The organism is Actinomyces timonensis (genome assembly GCF_040702965.1).
Lineage (GTDB): Bacteria > Actinomycetota > Actinomycetes > Actinomycetales > Actinomycetaceae > Actinomyces > Actinomyces timonensis_A.
In genome coordinates, this window is the sequence record NZ_CP159989.1 from 1,766,120 (window position 1) to 1,785,421 (window position 19,302).

The 19,302-nt window shown below is 71.8% G+C and carries 13 protein-coding genes and 3 tRNA genes; 4 read left to right on the forward strand and 12 right to left on the reverse strand.

What is annotated here, in order from left to right:
- Positions 1-70: 70 nt before the first annotated feature.
- Both ABXS69_RS07690 and ABXS69_RS07695 read right to left on the reverse strand, forming a co-directional pair.
- Positions 71-994 (reverse strand): PfkB family carbohydrate kinase, encoded by a 924-nt coding sequence (locus tag ABXS69_RS07690; RefSeq protein WP_366180127.1) that lies wholly within the window; start codon positions 992-994, stop codon positions 71-73.
- Positions 995-999: 5 nt separating this feature from the next.
- A complete protein-coding gene (locus ABXS69_RS07695; protein ID WP_366181568.1) occupies positions 1,000-2,634 on the reverse strand; it encodes a ribonuclease J in 1,635 nt (544 codons plus the stop codon).
- Between the two features lie 177 nt (positions 2,635-2,811).
- Here ABXS69_RS07695 and ABXS69_RS07700 point away from each other — a divergent pair, with 177 nt between their 5' ends.
- A complete protein-coding gene (locus tag ABXS69_RS07700; RefSeq protein ID WP_366180128.1) occupies positions 2,812-3,669 on the forward strand; it encodes a polysaccharide deacetylase family protein in 858 nt (285 codons plus the stop codon).
- Positions 3,670-3,721: 52 nt separating this feature from the next.
- On the opposite strand, the gene ABXS69_RS07705 is transcribed toward ABXS69_RS07700, so the two are convergent.
- The 3 genes from ABXS69_RS07705 to ABXS69_RS07715 form a co-directional block, all read right to left on the reverse strand.
- A tRNA-Glu gene (locus ABXS69_RS07705) sits at positions 3,722-3,794 on the reverse strand.
- A gap of 31 nt (positions 3,795-3,825) precedes the next feature.
- Positions 3,826-3,898, reverse strand: a tRNA-Glu gene (locus ABXS69_RS07710).
- A gap of 37 nt (positions 3,899-3,935) precedes the next feature.
- Positions 3,936-4,007, reverse strand: a tRNA-Gln gene (locus tag ABXS69_RS07715).
- A gap of 238 nt (positions 4,008-4,245) precedes the next feature.
- On the opposite strand from ABXS69_RS07715, the gene ABXS69_RS07720 reads away from it, so the two are divergent.
- On the forward strand, positions 4,246-5,022 hold the full coding sequence (locus tag ABXS69_RS07720) for a hypothetical protein (protein WP_366180129.1): 777 nt from the start codon (positions 4,246-4,248) through the stop codon (positions 5,020-5,022).
- 101 nt (positions 5,023-5,123) lie between these two features.
- On the opposite strand, the gene gltX is transcribed toward ABXS69_RS07720, so the two are convergent.
- Positions 5,124-6,668, reverse strand: coding sequence for a glutamate--tRNA ligase (gene gltX, locus ABXS69_RS07725; RefSeq protein ID WP_366180130.1), 1,545 nt, complete (start codon positions 6,666-6,668; stop codon positions 5,124-5,126).
- Between the two features lie 188 nt (positions 6,669-6,856).
- Between gltX and ABXS69_RS07730 the strand changes: the two genes are divergently transcribed.
- Complete coding sequence (locus tag ABXS69_RS07730; RefSeq protein ID WP_366180131.1) at positions 6,857-8,089, forward strand: aminotransferase class I/II-fold pyridoxal phosphate-dependent enzyme; 1,233 nt, start codon at positions 6,857-6,859, stop codon at positions 8,087-8,089.
- Between the two features lie 70 nt (positions 8,090-8,159).
- Here the strand turns inward: ABXS69_RS07730 and ABXS69_RS07735 are convergent, their stop codons facing one another.
- From ABXS69_RS07735 to ABXS69_RS07755, 5 genes are all read right to left on the reverse strand, one after another.
- Positions 8,160-8,996 carry a fumarylacetoacetate hydrolase family protein gene (locus tag ABXS69_RS07735; RefSeq protein ID WP_366180132.1) on the reverse strand — a complete coding sequence of 279 codons (837 nt, stop codon included), beginning with the start codon at positions 8,994-8,996 and terminating at the stop codon, positions 8,160-8,162.
- A 78-nt stretch (positions 8,997-9,074) separates the two neighbouring features.
- On the reverse strand, positions 9,075-10,568 hold the full coding sequence (locus tag ABXS69_RS07740) for an alanine/glycine:cation symporter family protein (protein ID WP_366181569.1): 1,494 nt from the start codon (positions 10,566-10,568) through the stop codon (positions 9,075-9,077).
- Positions 10,569-10,712: 144 nt separating this feature from the next.
- Positions 10,713-12,158 carry an alanine/glycine:cation symporter family protein gene (locus tag ABXS69_RS07745; RefSeq protein WP_366180133.1) on the reverse strand — a complete coding sequence of 482 codons (1,446 nt, stop codon included), beginning with the start codon at positions 12,156-12,158 and terminating at the stop codon, positions 10,713-10,715.
- A gap of 11 nt (positions 12,159-12,169) precedes the next feature.
- Positions 12,170-13,729: an alanine/glycine:cation symporter family protein gene (locus tag ABXS69_RS07750; RefSeq protein ID WP_366180134.1), complete on the reverse strand. Its 1,560-nt coding sequence runs from the start codon at positions 13,727-13,729 to the stop codon at positions 12,170-12,172.
- Positions 13,730-13,748: 19 nt separating this feature from the next.
- Complete coding sequence (locus ABXS69_RS07755; protein ID WP_366180135.1) at positions 13,749-15,287, reverse strand: alanine/glycine:cation symporter family protein; 1,539 nt, start codon at positions 15,285-15,287, stop codon at positions 13,749-13,751.
- Between the two features lie 120 nt (positions 15,288-15,407).
- Between ABXS69_RS07755 and ABXS69_RS07760 the strand changes: the two genes are divergently transcribed.
- Complete coding sequence (locus ABXS69_RS07760) at positions 15,408-18,113, forward strand: DUF3516 domain-containing protein (RefSeq protein ID WP_366180136.1); 2,706 nt, start codon at positions 15,408-15,410, stop codon at positions 18,111-18,113.
- 26 nt (positions 18,114-18,139) lie between these two features.
- On the opposite strand, the gene mmuM is transcribed toward ABXS69_RS07760, so the two are convergent.
- Entirely contained in the window at positions 18,140-19,171 is a 1,032-nt protein-coding gene (gene mmuM / locus ABXS69_RS07765) for a homocysteine S-methyltransferase (protein WP_366180137.1), read from the reverse strand.
- Positions 19,172-19,302 lie beyond the last annotated feature (131 nt).

Consider the following 19,302-nt stretch of genomic DNA (forward strand, 5'->3'; position numbering starts at 1 on the left):
CACGCCGCCGGGCGGGCGAAGAGTACGCCACACCTCCCTGGGGGATCGGGATCGGGGCGCCGCCTGGGGCTCAGGCCCCGCTCAGGAGGGCGTCGATCTCCTCGCGCAGCGGGCAGCGCGCCGGGCCCTGCCGGGAGACGGCCTCGGCGGCGGCCGCGTTGGCGCGCGTGGCGGCGGTGACCTCGTCGAGGCCGTCCATGAGGTTGGCCACGAGCACCCCGGTGTGGGTGTCCCCCGCCCCGGTGGTGTCCACGACGTCTCGGGAGAAGCCTGCCACCTCGATGGGGGAGCCGCCGGCGGGCCAGAGCACGCAGCCGTGCACGCCGGTGCGGCGCACGATGAGCGCGCCGGGGCAGGCCTCGCGCAGCGCCGCGGGACTGCCGAGCCGGGCGCTCAGCTGGGTGATCTCCAGGTGGTTGCCGGTGAGCAGGGTGGCGCGGCTGAGCAGTCGGCCCAGCGTGGTGGCGCCGATCTCCGGCTCCACGGGCCCTAGGTCGACGACGAGGCCGACCCCCTCGGGCAGGTCGACGAGCCAGTCGGCCAGGACCCGGTGGCTCAGGGGATGGACGATGTCGTAGCCGGTGGCGTGGACCCAGTCGCCGGGCAGGAGGTCGAGCCGGCGCAGGTCGTCGAGCTGGGGCTCGGCCTCGATGCCCTCGTTGGTGATGAAGGTGCGCCGCCCGGAGGGCTCGATGAGGGTGATGCAGGTGCCGATGTCCCCCACGAGCTCCTCGACGACGAGCTCGACGCCGTCGAGCATCATGGCCTCGCGCACGAGCGCTGAGTTGGGGCCGGTGCCCAGCGTGGCCGCGAGCGCCGCGGGCTTGCCCTGCCGGGCGACGGCGGAGACCACCGTGTAGCCGCCTCCCACGACCGGCCCGGTGGAGCTGGCGGTAACAGCCCCGCCGGGGGCGGGGATCCGATTCACCTGGAGGGGCAGGTCGATGAGGACGCTGCCGGTGGAGATGAAGCAGGCGGGCCGGCGGGGGGTCATGGGTCTCAGGCCTCGATGACGACGGGCACGATCATGGGGCGGCGGCGCAGGCGCCGGGCCACCCACCGGCCCAGGGCGCGGCGCATCGCCTGCTGCAAGGAGTGGGCGTCGGCCCTGCCGCCGTCGAGCCCCTGCTGGAGGGCAGCGGTGACATCGGACAGGACCTCGTCGAACACGGAGTCGTCCTCGGCCATGCCGCGGGCCTGGATGTCCGGGCCCGCCAGGATCGTGCCGGTGGAGGTCTCCACGACGGCGTAGACGGAGACGAAGCCCTCCTCGGCGAGGATGCGGCGGTCCTTGAGCTCGGCCTCGTCGATCTCGCCCACGGAGGCGCCGTCGACGAACACGTAGCCGCAGGGCACCTGCCCGGCGATCCGGGCCTGGCCGTCGAGGAGGTCGACGACGACACCGTCCTCGCACAGCATGACGTTCTTGGGCGGCACGCCGGTCTTGACGGCGAGGGCGCCGTTGGCCACGAGGTGGCGGATCTCGCCGTGGATGGGCATGACGTTGCGGGGCGCCACGATGTTGTAGACGTGCAGGAGCTCCTCGGAGGAGGCGTGCCCGGAGACGTGGACGCGAGCGTTGTCGCGGTGGACGACACGGGCGCCGAGGCGCATGAGCTGGTTGATGACCCGGTAGACGGAGTTCTCATTGCCGGGGATGAGGGAGGAGGCCAGGATGACGGTGTCCCCCGGCTCCACGGTGACAGAGCGGTGCTCCCCGTGGGCCATGCGGCTCAGGGCCGCCATGGGCTCGCCCTGGGATCCGGTGACCATGAGGACCCGTTCGTCAGCCGGCAGGCTGGTGACGTCCCGGGCGTCGATGAGGACGCCCTCGGGCACCTTGAGGAAGCCGCGCTCGGCGGCGATGCCCATGTTGCGCACCATGGAGCGCCCGATGAGGGCCACGCGGCGCCCATGAAGGGCCGCGGCGTCGAGCACCTGCTGGACGCGGTGGACGTGGCTGGAGAAGGAGGCGACGATGATCTGCCCGTCGGACTCCCCGAAGACGGAGTCGAGCACGGGGCCGATCTGGTTCTCGTGCGCGACCATGCCGGGGACCTCGGCATTGGTGGAGTCCACGCAGAACAGGTCCACGCCCTCGTCGGCGAAGCGGGCGAAGGCGCGCAGGTCGGTGATGCGCCCGTCGATGGGCAGGGAGTCGATCTTGAAGTCGCCGGTGCACAGCGCGCTGCCCGCCCCGGTGCGGATCATGACGGCCATGGCGTCGGGGATGGAGTGGTTGACGGCCACGAACTCCAGCTCGAAGGGGCCGTAGGCGACGCGCTCGTGCTCGCGGACCTCCCGCAGGACGGGGCGGATGCGGTGCTCCTTGAGCTTGGCGTCGATGAAGGCCAGGGTGAGCTCGGAGCCCACCAGCGGGATGTCGTCGCGCAGGCGCAGCAGGTAGGGCACGCCGCCGATGTGGTCCTCGTGGCCGTGGGTCAGGACGAGGGCGACGACGTCGTCGAGGCGGTCCTCGATATAGGAGAAGTCGGGCAGGATGAGGTCGACGCCGGGCTGGTCGTCCTCGGGGAAGAGCACGCCGCAGTCGACGATGAGGAGCTTGCCGTCCACCTCGTAGACGGTCATGTTGCGCCCGATCTCGCCGAGGCCGCCCAGCGGCACGATCCTCATCGCACCTTCGGGGATCGGACCTGGGGCGCCAAGAGAGGGGAAGTTCGTCACGGCGGCATTCTAGAGCAACCGCCCTGACGGCGATGGGGCCCTCTGGGAGGGGCTGCGGGTCCGCGGCGCGGCGGCGGGCGGTGAGCGCGGGGCTCGACCGCCGCGCGGGCGGCGTACCCTCGGCCCATGACCCCGCGCCCCGGCCCCTCCCTGGACTCCGCTGACCGAGCGCTGGGAGGCGCCGGGGCGAGTCTGACCACGGAGGCGGCCGTGGCGGATCACGACGCCGGCCTCGCGCGCTCATCGCGCCGCGGGGCCCTGAGAGTGGCCGGCGTGCTCGCGGCGGGCACGATCGGCGCCGCGGCCGGGGCAGCGGGCGCCCACTGGCACGACGGGCGCCGCTCCCCCACCTTCCGCGTCGCCGCGCTGCCGGAGGATGGTTCAGGCCGCCGCGCGGCGTCCACGACCTTCCGGGCGGCGCCGGGAACGGGGTCGGTGGCCCTCACCTTCGACGATGGCCCCGACCCCCGCTGGACCCCGGTGGTCCTCGACATGCTCTCCCGCCTGGGGGCCAAGGCGACCTTCTTCGTGCTGGGCGAGGCTGCCAGGGCCCACCCCGATCTCATCGCCCGCGAGACCGCCGAGGGCCATGAGGTCGCCATCCACAACTGGGTCCACACGGACGTCTACGGCGCCTCGCCGGATGAGCTCGGCCAGGACATCGACCGGACGATCGAGGCGATCACCTCCGCTGGGGCGCCCAAGCCGTCGCTCTGGAGGCCCCCGTACGGGCGAGTGGACGCCGTCGCCCTGGCCGCCGCCGCGGACCGGGGCCTGGACCTGGTCCTCTGGAGCCTGCACACACCAGGCGCCGCTGCGGCCAAGGAGGTGGGGGATGCCGCGCAGGACGGAGCGATCATCCTGTGCCACGACGGTCGGAGTCAGCCGTACGCCGGGCTCCTGGAGGAGATGGGCCGGTCCGTGGAGCGAATCCAGTCCCGCGGCCTGCGCGTCGTCAGCGCTGGCGAGCTGCTCAGGGCTTGACGACGAAGGCCCGATCGCCTGCGGCGACCGAGCCTCATAACTCACCTGTGAGTACCCCGTACCGGATTTGAACCGGTGCTGCCGCCGTGAGAGGGCGGTGTCCTGGGCCGCTAGACGAACGGGGCGCGTGGACAGGCGGCCTGATGGCCGCGTGAGTACCCCGTACCGGATTTGAACCGGTGCTGCCGCCGTGAGAGGGCGGTGTCCTGGGCCGCTAGACGAACGGGGCGCAGTTCTTCAACTGTGTGGCGAGCTCGCGCTCTCCGCTGGGGTACCAGGACTCGAACCTAGAATGGATGAACCAGAATCACCTGTGTTGCCAATTACACCATACCCCAAAGCAGGTGACCCCTGACCGGCGAGCCGATCGGGGCAGCGGGAAGAAATCTACACGGGCTCCTCCTCGCTGTCGAATCGTTGGCACGTGAACGCCACCACAGGGCCCTCGGGGCCCTCGGGGCGACTGGCCCGCCGCCGGGCAGCCCTCACCATGGCGGGCGGCGCCCCGCGCGCCCGGGAGTCCCTAGAATCGAGAGGACCCCCTCCCGGTCCCGGAGGTATCGAATGATCCATCACATGACCCTCATCCGCGGCGCGAGCGGCGGGCGCCGCACGGCCCGGGCCATCGTCATCACGGCGTCCCTGAGCCTGTCATCGTGCCTCGCCTCATGCTCCGGTGGTGAGAGCGCCTCCCAGGCCGGGCCCTCCCAGGAGCCGACGACGTCGTCAAGCCCCGTCACACTGCCGACGCTCGACGCCCCTGGCCCTCCCCCGGTCCATGCCCGGAACACGCCTGGCGCCGTCCCCACGCTCAACCAGGCCCCCAACCCCGACGCGGGGTGGACGCCACCGGCGCTGAAGTTCTACAACGACGACTACTCCGTGTGGTACCAGGACGACAGCATCACCCTGCAGGACAGCGTCACGGACCAGGGCAACCTCGAGGGCTACCGCACCTACGACGGCTACTGCCTGGGCTACGTGAACAGGGATATCAGCCCCGTCTACCACCAGCAGAAGTTCGACGACGACACCTACAGCTACAACCGGGCGAGCCAGGCCGATCCCATCGTCCACGACTTCAACACCGACAAGCCGGAGAAGGTCGGCCTGGTCAGGGACGACGGCGGCATCATGGGTGGGTACTCTGCGCGTTGGACGGGCATCACCGACTCGCAGCGCTGGGGCCAGCGCGACCTCACCGGCTACCGCTTCTCACGGGTCGTGGGCGGGGCGGGGCTGCGCTTCGATGCGTGGATCGGCTGCGAGAGCGGGCACGAGATCTCCGTCGATCAGTGGCACACGATCCTGGGGGGCATCCGCATCGAGGGGATGGCCTCCCCCGACTTGTGAGGAGCCGCGGCGGCTGAGCGGGCGCGAACGGCCGTGCCACGCGCCGCGCCCGGGAGCCCCGGCTCGACGCGCGGCACGGCCGTTCGCGAGCGGTCCGCGTCTCAGGCGAGGCGCCGCCTGAGGGCGCGCAGGCGGGCCAGGGAGGAGGCCGCGCCGAGGATCTCCATGGACTCGAACAGCGGCGGGGAGACCTGGCGGCCCGTGACGGCCACCCGCAACGGCCCGAAGGCGAGGCGGGGCTTGATGCCGAGCCCGTCGACGATGGCCGCGCGCAGGACCTCCTCGAGGCGCGGCGTCGTCCACTCCTCGGGTCCGAGGGCGTCCAGGGCGGTGATGGCGGCGTCGAGCACCGCTGGAGCGGAGTCCTTGAGCTTGGCCACGGCCTTGTCGTCGACGGTGAGCGCGTCGTCGCCCACGAGGAGGAAGCCGAGCATGTCGCGGCTCTCCCGCAGCAGCTGGATGCGGGTCTGGATGAGGGGGGCGGCGGCGGTGAGGATCTCCCGCTCGCGCTCACCCAGCTCGGCGAAGGAGGGGGCAGACACGAGGGGGCGGGCCTGCCAGGCCGGGTCGGAGGGATCCGGGTGAATGTCGCGCAGGTACGGCACGAGGCGGTCGCGGAAATCGGCCGGCTCCAGGCGCCGCACGTGCTCGGCGTTGATCGCCTCGCACTTCCTGGGGTCGAAGCGCGCGGGGTTGGGGTTGACGTCGTGGATGTCGAAGTGCTCGACGAGCTGGGCGGGGGTGAAGACGTCCTCGTCCTTGCTCAGCGACCAGCCCAGCAGCGCCAGGTAGTTGAGCAGGCCCTCGGGGATCATGCCCCGGTAGCGGTGGATGAGGAGGTTGGACTCGGGGTCCCGCTTGGACAGCTTCTTGTTGCCCTCCCCCATGACGTAGGGCAGGTGGCCGAACTCGGGCACGGACCGCGCGCGGCCGATCGCGATGAGGGCGCGGTACAGGACGATCTGGCGGGGCGTGGAGGACAGCAGGTCCTCTCCGCGCAGGACGTGGGTGATGCCCATGGCGGCGTCGTCAACGGGGTTGACGAGCGTGTAGAGCGGGTCCCCGCCGGCGCGCACGACGACGTAGTCGGGCACGGACCCGGCCTTGAAGGTGATGGGGCCGCGCACGAGGTCGGTGAAGGTGATGTCCTCATCGGGCATGCGCATGCGCAGCACGGGCTTGCGGCCCTCGGCGCGGAAGGCGGCCCTGGCCTCCTCGGTCAGGTCCCGGTCGAAGCCGTCGTAGCCGAGCTTGGGGTCGCGCCCGGCGGCGCGGTGACGGGCCTCGATCTCCTCCGGCGTGGAGTAGGACTCGTAGAGGTAGCCCGCCTCGAGGAGCTCGGCGGCCACCTCCCGGTAGAGGCCCATGCGCTGGGACTGGCGGTAGGGCTCGTGGGGACCGCCCTTGCCGACTCCCTCGTCCCAGTCCAGGCCCAACCAGGTCAGCGAGTCGAGGATGGCGTTGAAGGACTCCTCCGAGTCGCGCGCCGCGTCGGTGTCCTCGATGCGGAAGACGAAGGCGCCCCCGGTGCGGCGGGCGTGGGCCCAGTTGAACAGGCAGGTGCGGACCATGCCGACGTGGGGCGTGCCCGTGGGCGACGGGCAGAAGCGGACGCGGATGGGAGCGGGCGTGGCGGTGTCAGTCATAATGGGCATAGCGTAGCCCGGCCGCGGGCGCCCGCCCTGCTGCCCGCAAGGATCGGGCGCCGATCACCCAGCCTTCGGGGACGGCAGCGCCAGGGGCGCCCTCGGCGCCCACCGACGCCCCATCCACCAGCGGGCACGCGGGGCGGACGGCAACGGGAACAGGCGCGCGGCCTCGTATGATTCACTCCATGACTCAGTCCTCCTCTCGGCCCGCCCCCACCCGGTCCTCCTCGGAGTTCTTCGCCGCCTTCGACGCCCTGACCCCCGAGCAGGTGCGCGCCGGGGGCTCGGCGAAGTGGGCGGAGCGGCCCAACGCGGCGATCTCGGCCTGGGTGGCGGAAATGGACCTGGGCACGGCCCCGGCAGTGACGGCGGCGCTGCGCCGCGCCGTCGACGGCGCCCTCTTCGGCTACATGCCCACGCCGGTCTGGCAGGCCTGCCGCGCCGCGGTCATCGACTTCCACCGCGACTCCTTCGGCTGGGGCATCCCGGAGGAGGACGTGAGCCCGGTGCCTGACGTGCTGTCCTCCTTGCGGGCGGTCATCAGCCGGCTGACCCGCCCGGGCTCGCCGGTGATCGTGCCCACCCCGGCCTACATGCCCTTCCTGACGATCCCGGGAGCGCTGGACCGGGAGGTGATCGAGGTCCCGGCCCTGCGCGGTGACTGCGCCTCGGCCCCCGCCTGGTCACTGGACCTGGAGGCCATCGAGACCGCCATGGCCGCGGGCGCCGGCCTGCTCATGCTGTGCAACCCGTGGAACCCGGTGGGCCGCGTGCTCAGCGCCGCCGAGCTCGACGCCGTCGCGGCACTGTCGGCCAAGCACGGCGTCATCGTGTTCGCCGATGAGATCCACTCCTCCCTCATCCTGCCCGGGGGCGCCCGGCACATCTGCTACGCCTCCCGCCCGGGCGCCGACCCCGCCCTCACGTTCACGGCGACGTCAGCCTCGAAGGGATGGAACATGCCGGGCCTGCACTGCGCCCAGCTCATCGCCTCCGGCGAGGCGCGCGCCCGCTTCAACGCCGATCCGCTGTGCTCCTCCCTTCCCGGGGGCGCCTCGGTCCTCGGCGCGATCGCCTCGACGGCGGCCCTCACCGAGGGACGGGGCTGGAACGAGGCGGTGCGCGAGTACCTGCGCGGCACGCTGGAGGCCATCACGGGCCGCCTGAACGGGATCGACGGCGTATCGGTCACCATGCCGGAGGCCACCTACCTGACCTGGTTGGACCTCTCGGCCGCACTGGCCGATGGCCGGATCAACGGCGCCCCCGCCGCGTTCCTGGAGCGCGAGGCGGGGGTGTCGATGAACGAGGGCGTGACCTTCGGCTCGGACTACGCCACGTTCTGCCGCCTCAACCTGGCCACGGGGCGCGGGATCGCGGACGAGATCGCCGACCGCATCACCGCCGCCCTGGCCTGACGCCCGCGCGATCCCGCCGCGCCGGATCCGGGCCTTCAGCGCGCCCGGCGGCGCGGCGGCCCGCGGCGCCTCAGCGGCGCACGACGGGGTTGGAGAAGCCGCCGATGCCCTCGACCTCGACGCTCACGCGCTGCCCGGCGCGGATCTCGCCGACGCCCGCGGGCGTCCCGGTGAGGATGACGTCGCCGGGCAGGAGCGTGAAGATCGTCGAGGCGTAGGCGACGAGCTCCGCGATGCCCATGACCATGTCCTGGGTGCTGCCCTCCTGGACCGTCTCGCCGTCGAGCCGGGCGCGCACGGTGGCGCGCGCGGGGTTGAAGGCGCGCTCGTCACCGGGCTCGGGGATCTCGATCCAGGGCCCCAGGGGGCAGGATGTGTCAAAGGCCTTGGCTCGCGCCCACTGGGGCTCGGCGCGCTGGCGATCCCGGGCGGAGACGTCGTTGGCCACCGCGTACCCCATGATCACCCGGTGGGCGTCCCGCGGGGCGAGGTCCTTGGCGATGCGCTTGATGACGACGGCGAGCTCGGCCTCGTAGTGGACCTCCTCGCTCCATGACGGCAGGACGATCGGGGCGTCAGGGCCGATGACGGCCGTGTTCGGCTTGAGGAAGATGATCGGGGCCTGCGGCACGGCGCCATCCATGCCGCCGACCATCTCGGCGGCATGGGCGGCGTAGTTCTTGCCGATGGCCACCACCTTGGAGCGGGGGATGACCGGGGCGAGAAGCCGGGCCTCACCCAGGTCAACGACCTCCCCGGTGGCCTCTGGCACGGAGAAGAGGGGGTCGCCCTTGAGGACGAGCAGGTGCCCCTCGGACTCTCCCGTGGGGACGGCGTCGGCCTCATCCAGGCCCTGGACGATGCCGTAGCGGGGCTCATCGCCGGTGGAGAATCGCGCGATCTTCATGGGGCCAGCCTACCGGTGCCGGGATAGCGACCGCGGCGCCCCGCTCCGCTCCCCCGGCCCCGAGCCCGTCCGGGGCGCTCAGGCCTGGGCGACCGGCGCCTCGGCGGCAGCGGCAACCGCCCCTCTGGGCGCCCAGACATCCCCGGGCAGGTCACCCGGCAGGTAAGGGTTGCCCTTGCCGACGAAGCGGATCTCATCGCGCTTGCCCTCCCGCAGCTCCCGGTTCTGGGCCTCCCAATCGCGCAGGGCCCCGAAGGCCCACTTGCCGAGCATGGTGATGGCGACGATGTTGATGACGGCCATCGCACCCATGGCGATGTCGGAGAGGTTCCACACGAAGTCCAGGGAGGCGACGGCCCCGACGAACGTGGCCACGAGGATCATGAGGCGCAGCCAGGCGTGGTTGGAGCGCGAGCCGCGCAGGAAGTCGACGTTGATCTCCGCGTAGGTGTAGTTGCCCAGCAGGGAGGAGTAGGCGAAGACGAAGATGATGAGGACCATGAGGTACTGGCTCCAGTCACCCAGGACGTAGGCGACGGAGTCGGAGGTCAGGGACTTCTTCGCGGCGTCGGCGGCCGCGGTGGCCTCAGGGCCGGCCAGGTTGGCGGCGGAGTCGTAGAGGCCGGAGAGCATGACGATGAGCGCGGTGGCGGTGCACACGATGATGGTGTCGACGAACACGCCCATGGACTGGATGAAGCCCTGGTTGACGGGGTGAGAGGTGGTGGCCGTCGCCGCGGCGTTCGGCACGGAGCCCTCACCGGCCTCATTGGAGAACAGGCCGCGCTTGATGCCGTTGATGGCCGCGGCGTAGAACCCACCACTGATGCCGGCGAAAGTGGCGTTGAGGCCGAAGGCGCCCTCGAAGATCGCTTTGAAGGCGCCGGGGATGGCGTCGACGTGCAGGACGAGGATGATGATGGCCAGCAGCGCGTAGATGAGCGCCATGATCGGCGCCATCCACTCGGCCACACGGGCCACGCGCTTGATGCCCCTGAAGACGATGGGGGCCGTCAGGGCCACGAGCACCGCGCCGATGACCCAGGGCTCCACCTTCTGCCCGTGACTCTCCAGGACGCTGTTGACCGCTCCGGCGATCGTGTTGGCCTGGGTGGCCTCGTAGGCGAAGCCGAAGACGAAGGTGATGACGACGGCGAAGACGCCGCCCCAGGCGCGCGAGCCCAGGCCGCGGGTGATGTAGTAGGCGGGCCCGCCGCGGAAGGTGCCGTCGGCGGCGGGGACCTTGAACATCTGGGCGAGGGTGGACTCGATGAAGCCGGTGGCCATGCCGACCAGCGCCACCACCCACATCCAGAAGATCGCTCCGGGCCCGCCCAGCGTGATGGCGATGGCGACGCCGACGATGTTGCCAGTGCCCACGCGGCTGGCCAGGCCGATGGTGAAGGCCTGGAAGGAGGAGATCCCGCCCTCGGCGTTGCCCCTCGATCCGAAGACCGTGCGGGTCATCTCGGGGAACAGCCTGAACTGCACCGCGCGGCTGCGGATCGTGAAGTAGAGGCCGACGGCGATCAGCGCCCAGGCGAGGAAGCCGGCGTAGAACTGGTCGGAGATGTCTCCGAGGGTCTTGGTGGCGTCATCGAGCGCGCCCGTGGGCAGCACCGCCGGGAGCGCGGGGGCGGGGTGGAACAAGAGAGTACCTCCAGAGGCCGGGGGGCAGTCCCGGGGAGACTAGGCCCAGCGTGTTACCCGCCTGTGTCATGCCCGGGTCGAAGGGGCGACCTCCCAGACGCCGTCGTTGGTGTCCCCGGGCAGGAGCGGATTGCCATGACCGATGAACACGGGCTCGACGCCCTGACGGCGCTGGGCCTCCCAGTCACGCAGGGCGCCGAGCACCCAGCCGATGAGCGCGACGAGCGCCACGAGGTTGATGACGGCTCCCACGCTCAGGAGGATGTCGGCCAGCGTCCACACCGTGGTGAGCCTCTGGAAGGACCCGAGCGCGGCGCAGGCGACGGCGGCGCACTGCAGGGCCTTGGACGCCCAGCGGCTCTCAGTGAGGTAGTCGAGGCAGACCTGGGCGTAGGAGAAGGCCCCGATGATCGTCGTGTAGGCCAGGACGACGATGAGGATCGCCATGGGCCAGCGCGTCCACTCCCCCACCAGGAGCGCGATGGCGTCCTGGGTCAGTGAGCCGACGGCGTTCTCGCCGGTGACGCCGGGCGCGTAGACGGCCTCGCCGGCGATGAGGATCGCCAGGGCGGTGGCGGTGCACACGAGGATCGTGTCGATGACGACCCCGAGGGCCTGGATGAGCCCTTGCTGGACGGGGTGGCGCACGGCGGCGGAGCCGGAGGCGCAGGCCGCCCCGCCCAGTCCCGCCTCGTTGGAGAACAGGCCGCGGCGCACGCCGTTGAGGATCGCCTGGACAACCCCGCCGGCCAGCCCCGCGAGCCCGGCGCGCAGGCCGAAGGCGCCCTCGATGATGGAGGTGAGCGCCTGCCAGGAGGCCGCCGGATGGGTCACCACGATGCCCAGGACGGCCAGCAGGTAGGCGGCGGCCATGAGCGGGGCGAGGACCTCCGCGACGCGCCCGATGGCCTTGAGCCCTCCGAGCAGCACAGGCGTGGTGAGGGCCACGACGATGAGAGCGCTGCCCCATGCGGGGATGGCACCGGCGGCTCCCAGGGCGCCAGCCACCGCGTTGGACTGGACCATGGGCATCGACAGCCCGTTGGCTGCCAGGAAGAAGACCGCGAAGAGCGCGCCGAGCCACGGCAGGCGCAGGCCCTTGGCGATGTAGTAGGGCGGTCCTCCCCTGAAGCCGCCATCGCGGTGGCGGACCTTGAGGACCTGCGCCAGCGTTGACTCCGTGAACGCGGTGGCCGTGCCGAGCAGGGCCACCACCCACATCCAGAGAATGGCGCCGGGGCCTCCCAGGACGAGCGCCAGCGCGACGCCGACGATATTGCCGGTGCCCACGCGGCAGGCCAGCCCGACGGCGAAGGCCTGGAAGGACGACAGCGAGCGCCCCCCGCTCGCCCGGGAGCCGACCATCGAGAGGGCGATGGCGATGGAGTGGCGCAGCTGCACGCCGCGGGTGCGGATCGTGAAGTAGCACCCGGCCCCGATGAGGAGCCAGACGAGGAAGGTGGAGTAGAGGAAGTCCGAGACCTGGGTGAGGATGTCGCTCAGCGCTGGCATGGTGGCTCCTCTCAGCGCTGCTCGGCGGGCTCAGCGGCGCGCGCGGGGATCTCATCAGGCTCTCCGGCGGCGGGGCCGCCGGGCGCCGCCGTCGTCCCGTCCCAGACGCCTCCGGGCAGGTCACCGGGCAGGTGGGGGTTGGCGCGCCCGATGAACACCGGGATGCGGCCGGCGCGCGACTGGGCGTCGAAGTCCCTCAGCGCCCCCAGGGCCCAGGGGGCGAGGCGGACGATGACCACGAGGTTGAGCAGGCCGAGCAGCCCGAGGGCGATGTCGGCCAGGGCCCACACCACGGGCAGGTCGATGATGGTGCCGGCGAAGGCCGCGGCGGTCAGGGTCAGGCCGAAGACCTGCTCGGCGCGGCGCTGTCCGCCCAGGTAGTTGACGTTGACCTGCGAGTAGGAGTAACAGCCCAGGACGGTGGAGAAGACGAGGACGAAGATGAGGACCACCATCGGCCAGGTCGTCCAGGGCCCCAGGTGCTCGGCGACGGCCTGCTGGGTGAGGACGGCCCCGATGGCCCTGGCGTTGTCCGCCGTGTAGGTCCCGGGCGCGTAGGTGCCGGTGGCGAGCAGGATGAGCAGGCCGGTGGCGGTGCACACGAGGATCGTGTCGATGAAGACCCCGAAGGACTGGACGAGGCCCTGGTGGACCGGGTGGGTGGTGGTGGCGGTGCCCGCGGCGTTGGGCACGGTCCCCAGGCCGGCCTCGTTGGAGAACAGGCCTCGGCGCACGCCGTTGAGGATCGCCGCCACGATCCCGCCGGCGACGCCGTACAGGGCCTGGTCGGCCCCGAGGGCGCCCCAGAGGATCGAGCGCATGACGCCGGGGATCTCGGTGATGTTGAGGGCCAGGACGATGACGGTCATGGCCACGTAGACGAGCGCCATGACGGGCGCCATCCACTCGGTGATCCGGGCCACCGACTTCAGGCCGCCCAGGACGATGGGCCCGGTGAGCATGATGAGGAAGACGCCGACCATCCAGGGCTCCACGGACGGGACGGTGGCGTTGATGACCCCGGCCAGGGAGTTGGTCTGCACCATGACCACGGTGACGCCCACTGAGATGATGCACAGGACCGCGAAGACGGCGCCCCAGGCGCGCGAGCCCAGGCCGTTCTTGATGTAGTAGGCGGGACCGCCGCGGAAGGTGAAGTCGCGGCCGCGCTCCTTGAAGAGCTGCGCGAGGGTCGACTCGATGAAGGCGGTGGCCATGCCGATGAGCGCGACGACCCACATCCACAGCAGCGCGCCCGGGCCGCCCATGAGGACGGCGATCGCGACGCCCGCGATATTGCCGATGCCCACGCGCGCCGCCAGCCCCACGGCGAAGGCCTGGAAGGAGGAGATGCCGCCCTCGGCGCCGCCGCGCGATCGGGTCAGCGCCCGCGCCATGGTCCCGAAGCGCTGGGCCTGAACGGCGCGCGTGCGGATCGTCAGGTACAGGCCGACGGCGATGAGCAGAGCGGCGAGCACATAGGTGTAGAGGAAGTCATCGACCTGACCGAGCTGCTCGGCGAGGGTAGCCGCGGGCAGGGCTGTCGGTGCGGTGAGCGGTGCGGGGGTCATCATGAGTCCTCTTCGTTCGTCAGGAACAGTGCTCGGCGCCGGTCGAGGCGGCCGGCTGGGTCGATCGGGGGTCCGAGGGGACGTCGTCGTCGCGCGAGGCCCACACGTCGCCGGGGACGTCTCCGGGCAGGTGGGGGTTGCCGCGCCCCACGAAGACCGGCTCGGCGACGCCGGCGCGGACCTGGGCCTCGTAGTCGCGCAGGGCGCCCACGCCCCAGCGCACGAGCCAGAGCAGGGCCACGAGGTTGGTAAGCGTCATGATGGCCATGGCGATGTCGACGGCGTTCCACACGACGTCGAGGGAGAGGATGGCGCCAGCCGAGGCGGAGACCACGGAGAGCACGCGCACCGTCCAGCTCGCCCAGCGTCGGGGCCCTACGAGGTACTCCATGTTGACGTCGGAGTACACGTAGGCGGCGATGATGGAGGAGTAGGCGAGCACGAAGATGAGCACCGCCATGGGCGCCACGGTCCAGCCGCCCAGCTCGTGGGCGATGGCCAGGGTGGTCAGCGTCGCGGGATTGGCGTCCGGGGAGGACCAGACCTCAGGCCCGGCGATGAGGATGACGAAGGCGGTGGCCGTGCACACGATGATCGTGTCCACGAAGACGCCGAGGGACTGGATGAGCCCCTGCTGGACGGGGTGGGCGACAGTGGCCGTGGCGGCGGCGTTAGGGGCGGTGCCCTGGCCGGCCTCGTTGGAGAACAGGCCGCGCTTGGTGCCGTTGACGACAGCGGCGAGGATGCCGCCTCCCAGGCCCCCCGCGATGGGCTCGGGGGCGAAGGCGGCGCGCACGATCCGGCCCAGGACGTCCACGAACTCGTGGAGGTTCGTCAGGCAGATGAAGGCCACGAGGAGGATGTAGATAAGGGCCATGATCGGCGCCATCCACTCGGTCACGCGCGCCACGGCCCGCACCCCACCGAAGACGACCATCGCGGTGAAGACGAAGATGAGGGCCGCGACGACGAGCTGGGCGGAGGTCAGTCCTCCGACGCCGGGCAGCGGGGCGGCGTCGTCGGCCCCGAAGGCCGCCAGCAGGGTGCCGGCGACGGAGTTGGACTGCACCGAGGTGATGATGAACCCACAGGTGACCAGGGAGATGATGGAGAAGACGACGGCGAGCGGCCGGCTGCGCATGCCCCGCGTCATGTAGAAGGCGGGGCCGCCCCGGAAGGAGCCGTCGGCGGAGCGGACCTTGAAGATCTGGGCGAGGGTCGCCTCGAAGAACGCCGTCGCCATGCCGACCAGCGCCACCACCCACATCCAGAAGATCGCGCCGGGCCCGCCCAGGAGGAGGGCGGCGGCCACGCCGAAGACATTGCCGATGCCCACGCGCGCGGCCAGCGAGATCGCGAAGGCCTGGAAGGAGGAGATGCCGCCCTCGGCACCGCTGCGCGCGCCGCACACCTGCCGGATCATGGAGCCCAGGTGGCGGACCTGGACGCCCCGGGTGGCGAGGGTCAGGATGAGGCCCGTGCCGACCAGGACCCACATGGTGATGTGGGCGGTGATCCAATCGGCGACCTGTTGGAGATCCGCCGCGAGCGCGTCCATGCTGTGCCTTCCGCTGAATGTGGGAACGCCGGGAATGCTCTCATGAAGCGGCCCCCGCGCGAAGCGCCGTGCCGGATCCTGGGCCATGGCGCGTCTTCTCCCATGTGGGACGATGACGCCATGTCGACCGGCACCGCCCCCCAGGCCCCCGCGCTCAACGCGATGCTCGACGCCCTCATCCCGGCAGACGACCCGCTGCGCGAGCCCGAGACGGAGGAGGTCTACCTCGCCTTCACCGAGTGGGCCGAGTCCACGGGCCGCCCTCTCTACCCCCATCAGGACGAGGCGCTGAGCGAGATCCTTCAGGGCCGTCATGTCATCGCCGCGACCCCCACGGGCTCGGGCAAGTCGATGATCGCGCTCGCCGCCCACACGGCCTCGCTCGCCCGGGGTGGGCGCTCCTACTACACCGCGCCCCTCAAGGCCCTGGTGAGCGAGAAGTTCTTCGAGCTCGTGCGCCTGTTCGGCGCGGACAACGTCGGCATGGTCACCGGGGACGCCTCGATCAACGCCGACGCCCCCATCATCTGCTGCACCACGGAGATCCTGGCCAACCAGTCCCTGCGCGAGGGCGAGGAGCTGGACGCGGACTGCGTCGTCATGGACGAGTTCCACTACTACGCCGACCCGCAGCGCGGCTGGGCCTGGCAGGTGCCCCTCCTTCAGCTCCCCCAGGCCCAGATGGTGCTGCTCTCGGCCACCCTGGGGGACGTGTCCTACTTCGTGGGTGACATGGAGGCGCGCACGGGCAGGGAGGTCGCCGTCGTCGACGACGCGGTGCGGCCGGTGCCCCTGGAGCTGGAGTACTCGGTGGAGTCCATCGAGGAGCTCCTCACCCGGCTGGTGGGCCAGGACAAGGCCCCCGTGTACGTCGTCCACTTCTCCCAGAAGGAGGCCGTCGAGCGCGCGACCTCCCTGCTGAGCGTCGACCTGGGCCTGACCAGGGCGCGCAAGGCGGAGGTGGTCGGGGCGATCGGCGATTTCCGCTTCGGCCCGGGCTTCGGGGCGACCCTGTCCAGGCTGCTCAGGGCGGGCATCGGCGTCCACCACGCGGGGATGCTGCCGCGCTACCGCAGGCTCGTGGAGCAGCTCGCCCGCGCCGGCCTGCTCAGCGTCATCTCGGGCACGGACACCCTGGGGGTGGGCATCAACGTGCCGATCCGCTCGGTGGTCATGACCTCCCTGGTGAAGTTCGACGGCGCGAAGGAGCGTCACCTGACGGCCCGCGAGTTCCACCAGGTGGCGGGCCGCGCCGGGCGGGCCGGCTTCGACACGCGCGGCTACGTGACGGTCCAGGCCCCCGAGCACGTCATCCTCAACGCCAAGGCCCTGGCCAAGGCGGGCGACAACGAGCGCAAGCGCCGCAAGATCGTGCGCAAGAAGGCCCCCGAGGGGCGGGTCAACTGGACGGACAAGACCTTTGAGCGCCTGCGCGACGCCGCCCCGGAGACGCTCACGAGCCAGTTCCAGGTCACCACCACCATGATCCTGAGCCTCATGGAGCGCCCCGGGGACCCCGTGGCGCACATGGCCCGCCTCCTGGAGCGCGCGCATTCGAGCACCGCCGAGCAGCGGGCCCATGTGCGCCGCGCGCTGGACATCTACCGCTCGCTGCGAACCGCGGGCGTGGTGGAGCACGTGCCGAGCACCGTGGCCGCCGCGGATGGGCGCCCCCGCCTGCGCCTGGCGGTGGACCTTCCCGGGGACTTCGCCCTCAACCAGCCGCTCGCGCCCTTCACCCTGGCCGCCATGGACCTGCTGAACCCCGAGTCGCCGGAGCACGCGCTGGATGTTGTCAGCGTCGTCGAGGCGACCCTGGACGATCCCCGGCCCCTCCTGTACGCCCAGCAGAGGGCGGCCCGCGGCGAGGCGATCGCGGCGATGAAGGCCGAGGGGATGGACTACGAGGAGCGGATGGCCGCCGTCGAGGAGATCACCTGGCCCCAGCCGCTGGCCGAGCTCCTGGCCCCCGCCTTGGAGATGTACAAGCGGGCCAACCCCTGGACCACCGAGCACGAGCTGCGCCCGAAGTCGGTGGTGCGCGAGATGGTGGAGAACGCGATGACCTTCTCCGACCTGGTCTCCCGCTACGAGCTCGGGCGCAGTGAGGGCGTCCTCCTGCGCTACCTCACCGATGCCTACCGGGCGCTGCGGCAGGTGGTCCCCGAGGAGCACCGCACGGAGCAGGTCGAGGAGGTCGTCGACTGGCTCGGCGGCCTCGTGCGGGCCGTCGACTCCTCCTTGCTCGACGAGTGGGAGGCCCTGGGGGCCGCCGAGCGCGGCGAGCTGCCGGGCGCGGGAGTCGTCGCCGGGGACCGGGCCGGGGCCAATGACTCGGCCGGCGCGGAGCGGGCATTCGGGGCCGATCCCGATGGGCGGGTCGCCCTGACCCGCAACCTCCACTCCTTCCGGGTGGCGGTGCGCCGCGAGATGTTCCGGCGCGTCGAGCTCATGGCGCGCGACGACGTCGAGGGCCTGGCGCGGTTGGACGCCGCGTCGGGTTGGGGCGAGGAGCGCTGGGATGAGGCGCTGGCGCGCTACTGGGACGAGTACGACTGGATCGGCACCGGCACCGCCGCGCGCGCCATCGCCCTGGCGCCGCTCGATGAGTCGCCCGACGCCCAGGCCTTGGCCGCGGCGGGAGTGTCCGAGCGCCTCGTCGACGTGATCGAGCGAACCGGCCGGCGCGTGTGGCTGGCGACTCAGATCATCGAGGATCCCGACGGCGACCATGACTGGAGGCTCACGGCCCTGGTGGACCTGGAGGCCTCGGACGAGGCCGAGCGCGCTGTCATCCGGCTGCTGAGCGTCGGCCCTCAGGGCTGATCCGGGCGGGGCGGCATGGCCAGCCCTCAGCGCCGCGGCTCGGGGTCGGCCGCGGCGGTCGGCCGGCCGAGCATCCGGGCGAGCACCACCGTGTCGGCGGGCGTCGTCCGGCAGCAGCCGCCGATGAGCCGCGCGCCGGCCCGCGCCCATTGAGGGGCGTGGGCGGTGAAGCGCTGGTCGGGCGCGACAGCGGTCCAGGTCTTCGTGCTCGGACGGTAGATGTCCCCGGAATTGGGGTAGGCGACCAGGGGCTTGGCGGTCACGCTCCCGAGAGCGCCCAGCGCGGGCATGACCGCGCTGGGCGCGACGCAGTTGATGCCGACGGCGGCCACGCCGGGCTCAGCATCGGCCCATGCCCCGGCCTCAGCGAGAGGGGTGCCATCGGCCAGGCGCTCGCCGTCGTCCTCCGTCTGGAAGGAGACCCAGCACTCGGCGCCGGGGGCGATCCGGCTGACCTGCCGGACGATCCACTGGGCCTCATCGAGCCGAGGCTGGGTCTCGACAGCGAAGAGCCGGACGCCCTCGCCGGCCAGCGCCTCGATGCGCGAGATGTGGACGGCCTCGAAGTCCGGCGCGTGGAGGGCGTAGGCACCGGTGTACTCCGAGCCATCGGCGAGATAGGCGCCGTAGGGCCCCAGGCTCCCGGCGACGAGCGCCACCCGGTCAGGGCGCTCCTGGGAGGAGCGGGCGGCGGCCCTCAGGGCGATGCGGGCGCTGGAGGCGATGGCGCCCCGAGCCTCGGGCCCGCTCAGCCCTGAGCGCATGAGAGCGGGCAGGGCGGCCTGGTAGGAGTTGGTGGTGATGACGCGCGCGCCAGCGCGCAGGTAGGAGTCGTGGACGGCCGCCACGGCCGCCGGCGCCGTCACGAGGGCGAGGGCTGACCACAGCTCCTGGGCGGTAGGGACGCCGCGCGCATCGAGCTCGGTGCCCATCGCGCCGTCGAGGATAAGGGGCCCCTCACCCAGCGCCCGGGCCAGTGGCGCCGGCGCTGGGCCGTCGGCGACGCCCTCGGCAGCGCTGCCAGCGGGGCTGAGGGGGAGGGTCTGGGCGGGCTCCATGCCGGGAGCCTATTGCCCGCCCCCGGGGGCCCGCGCCCGGCGGCCCGCTTCGCGAGATGCGCCGTCGCCGCCTCTGACCTGACCGATAGCGTCCCCGCCATGCCCAGCGACGACTCCTCCCCCAGCCGACC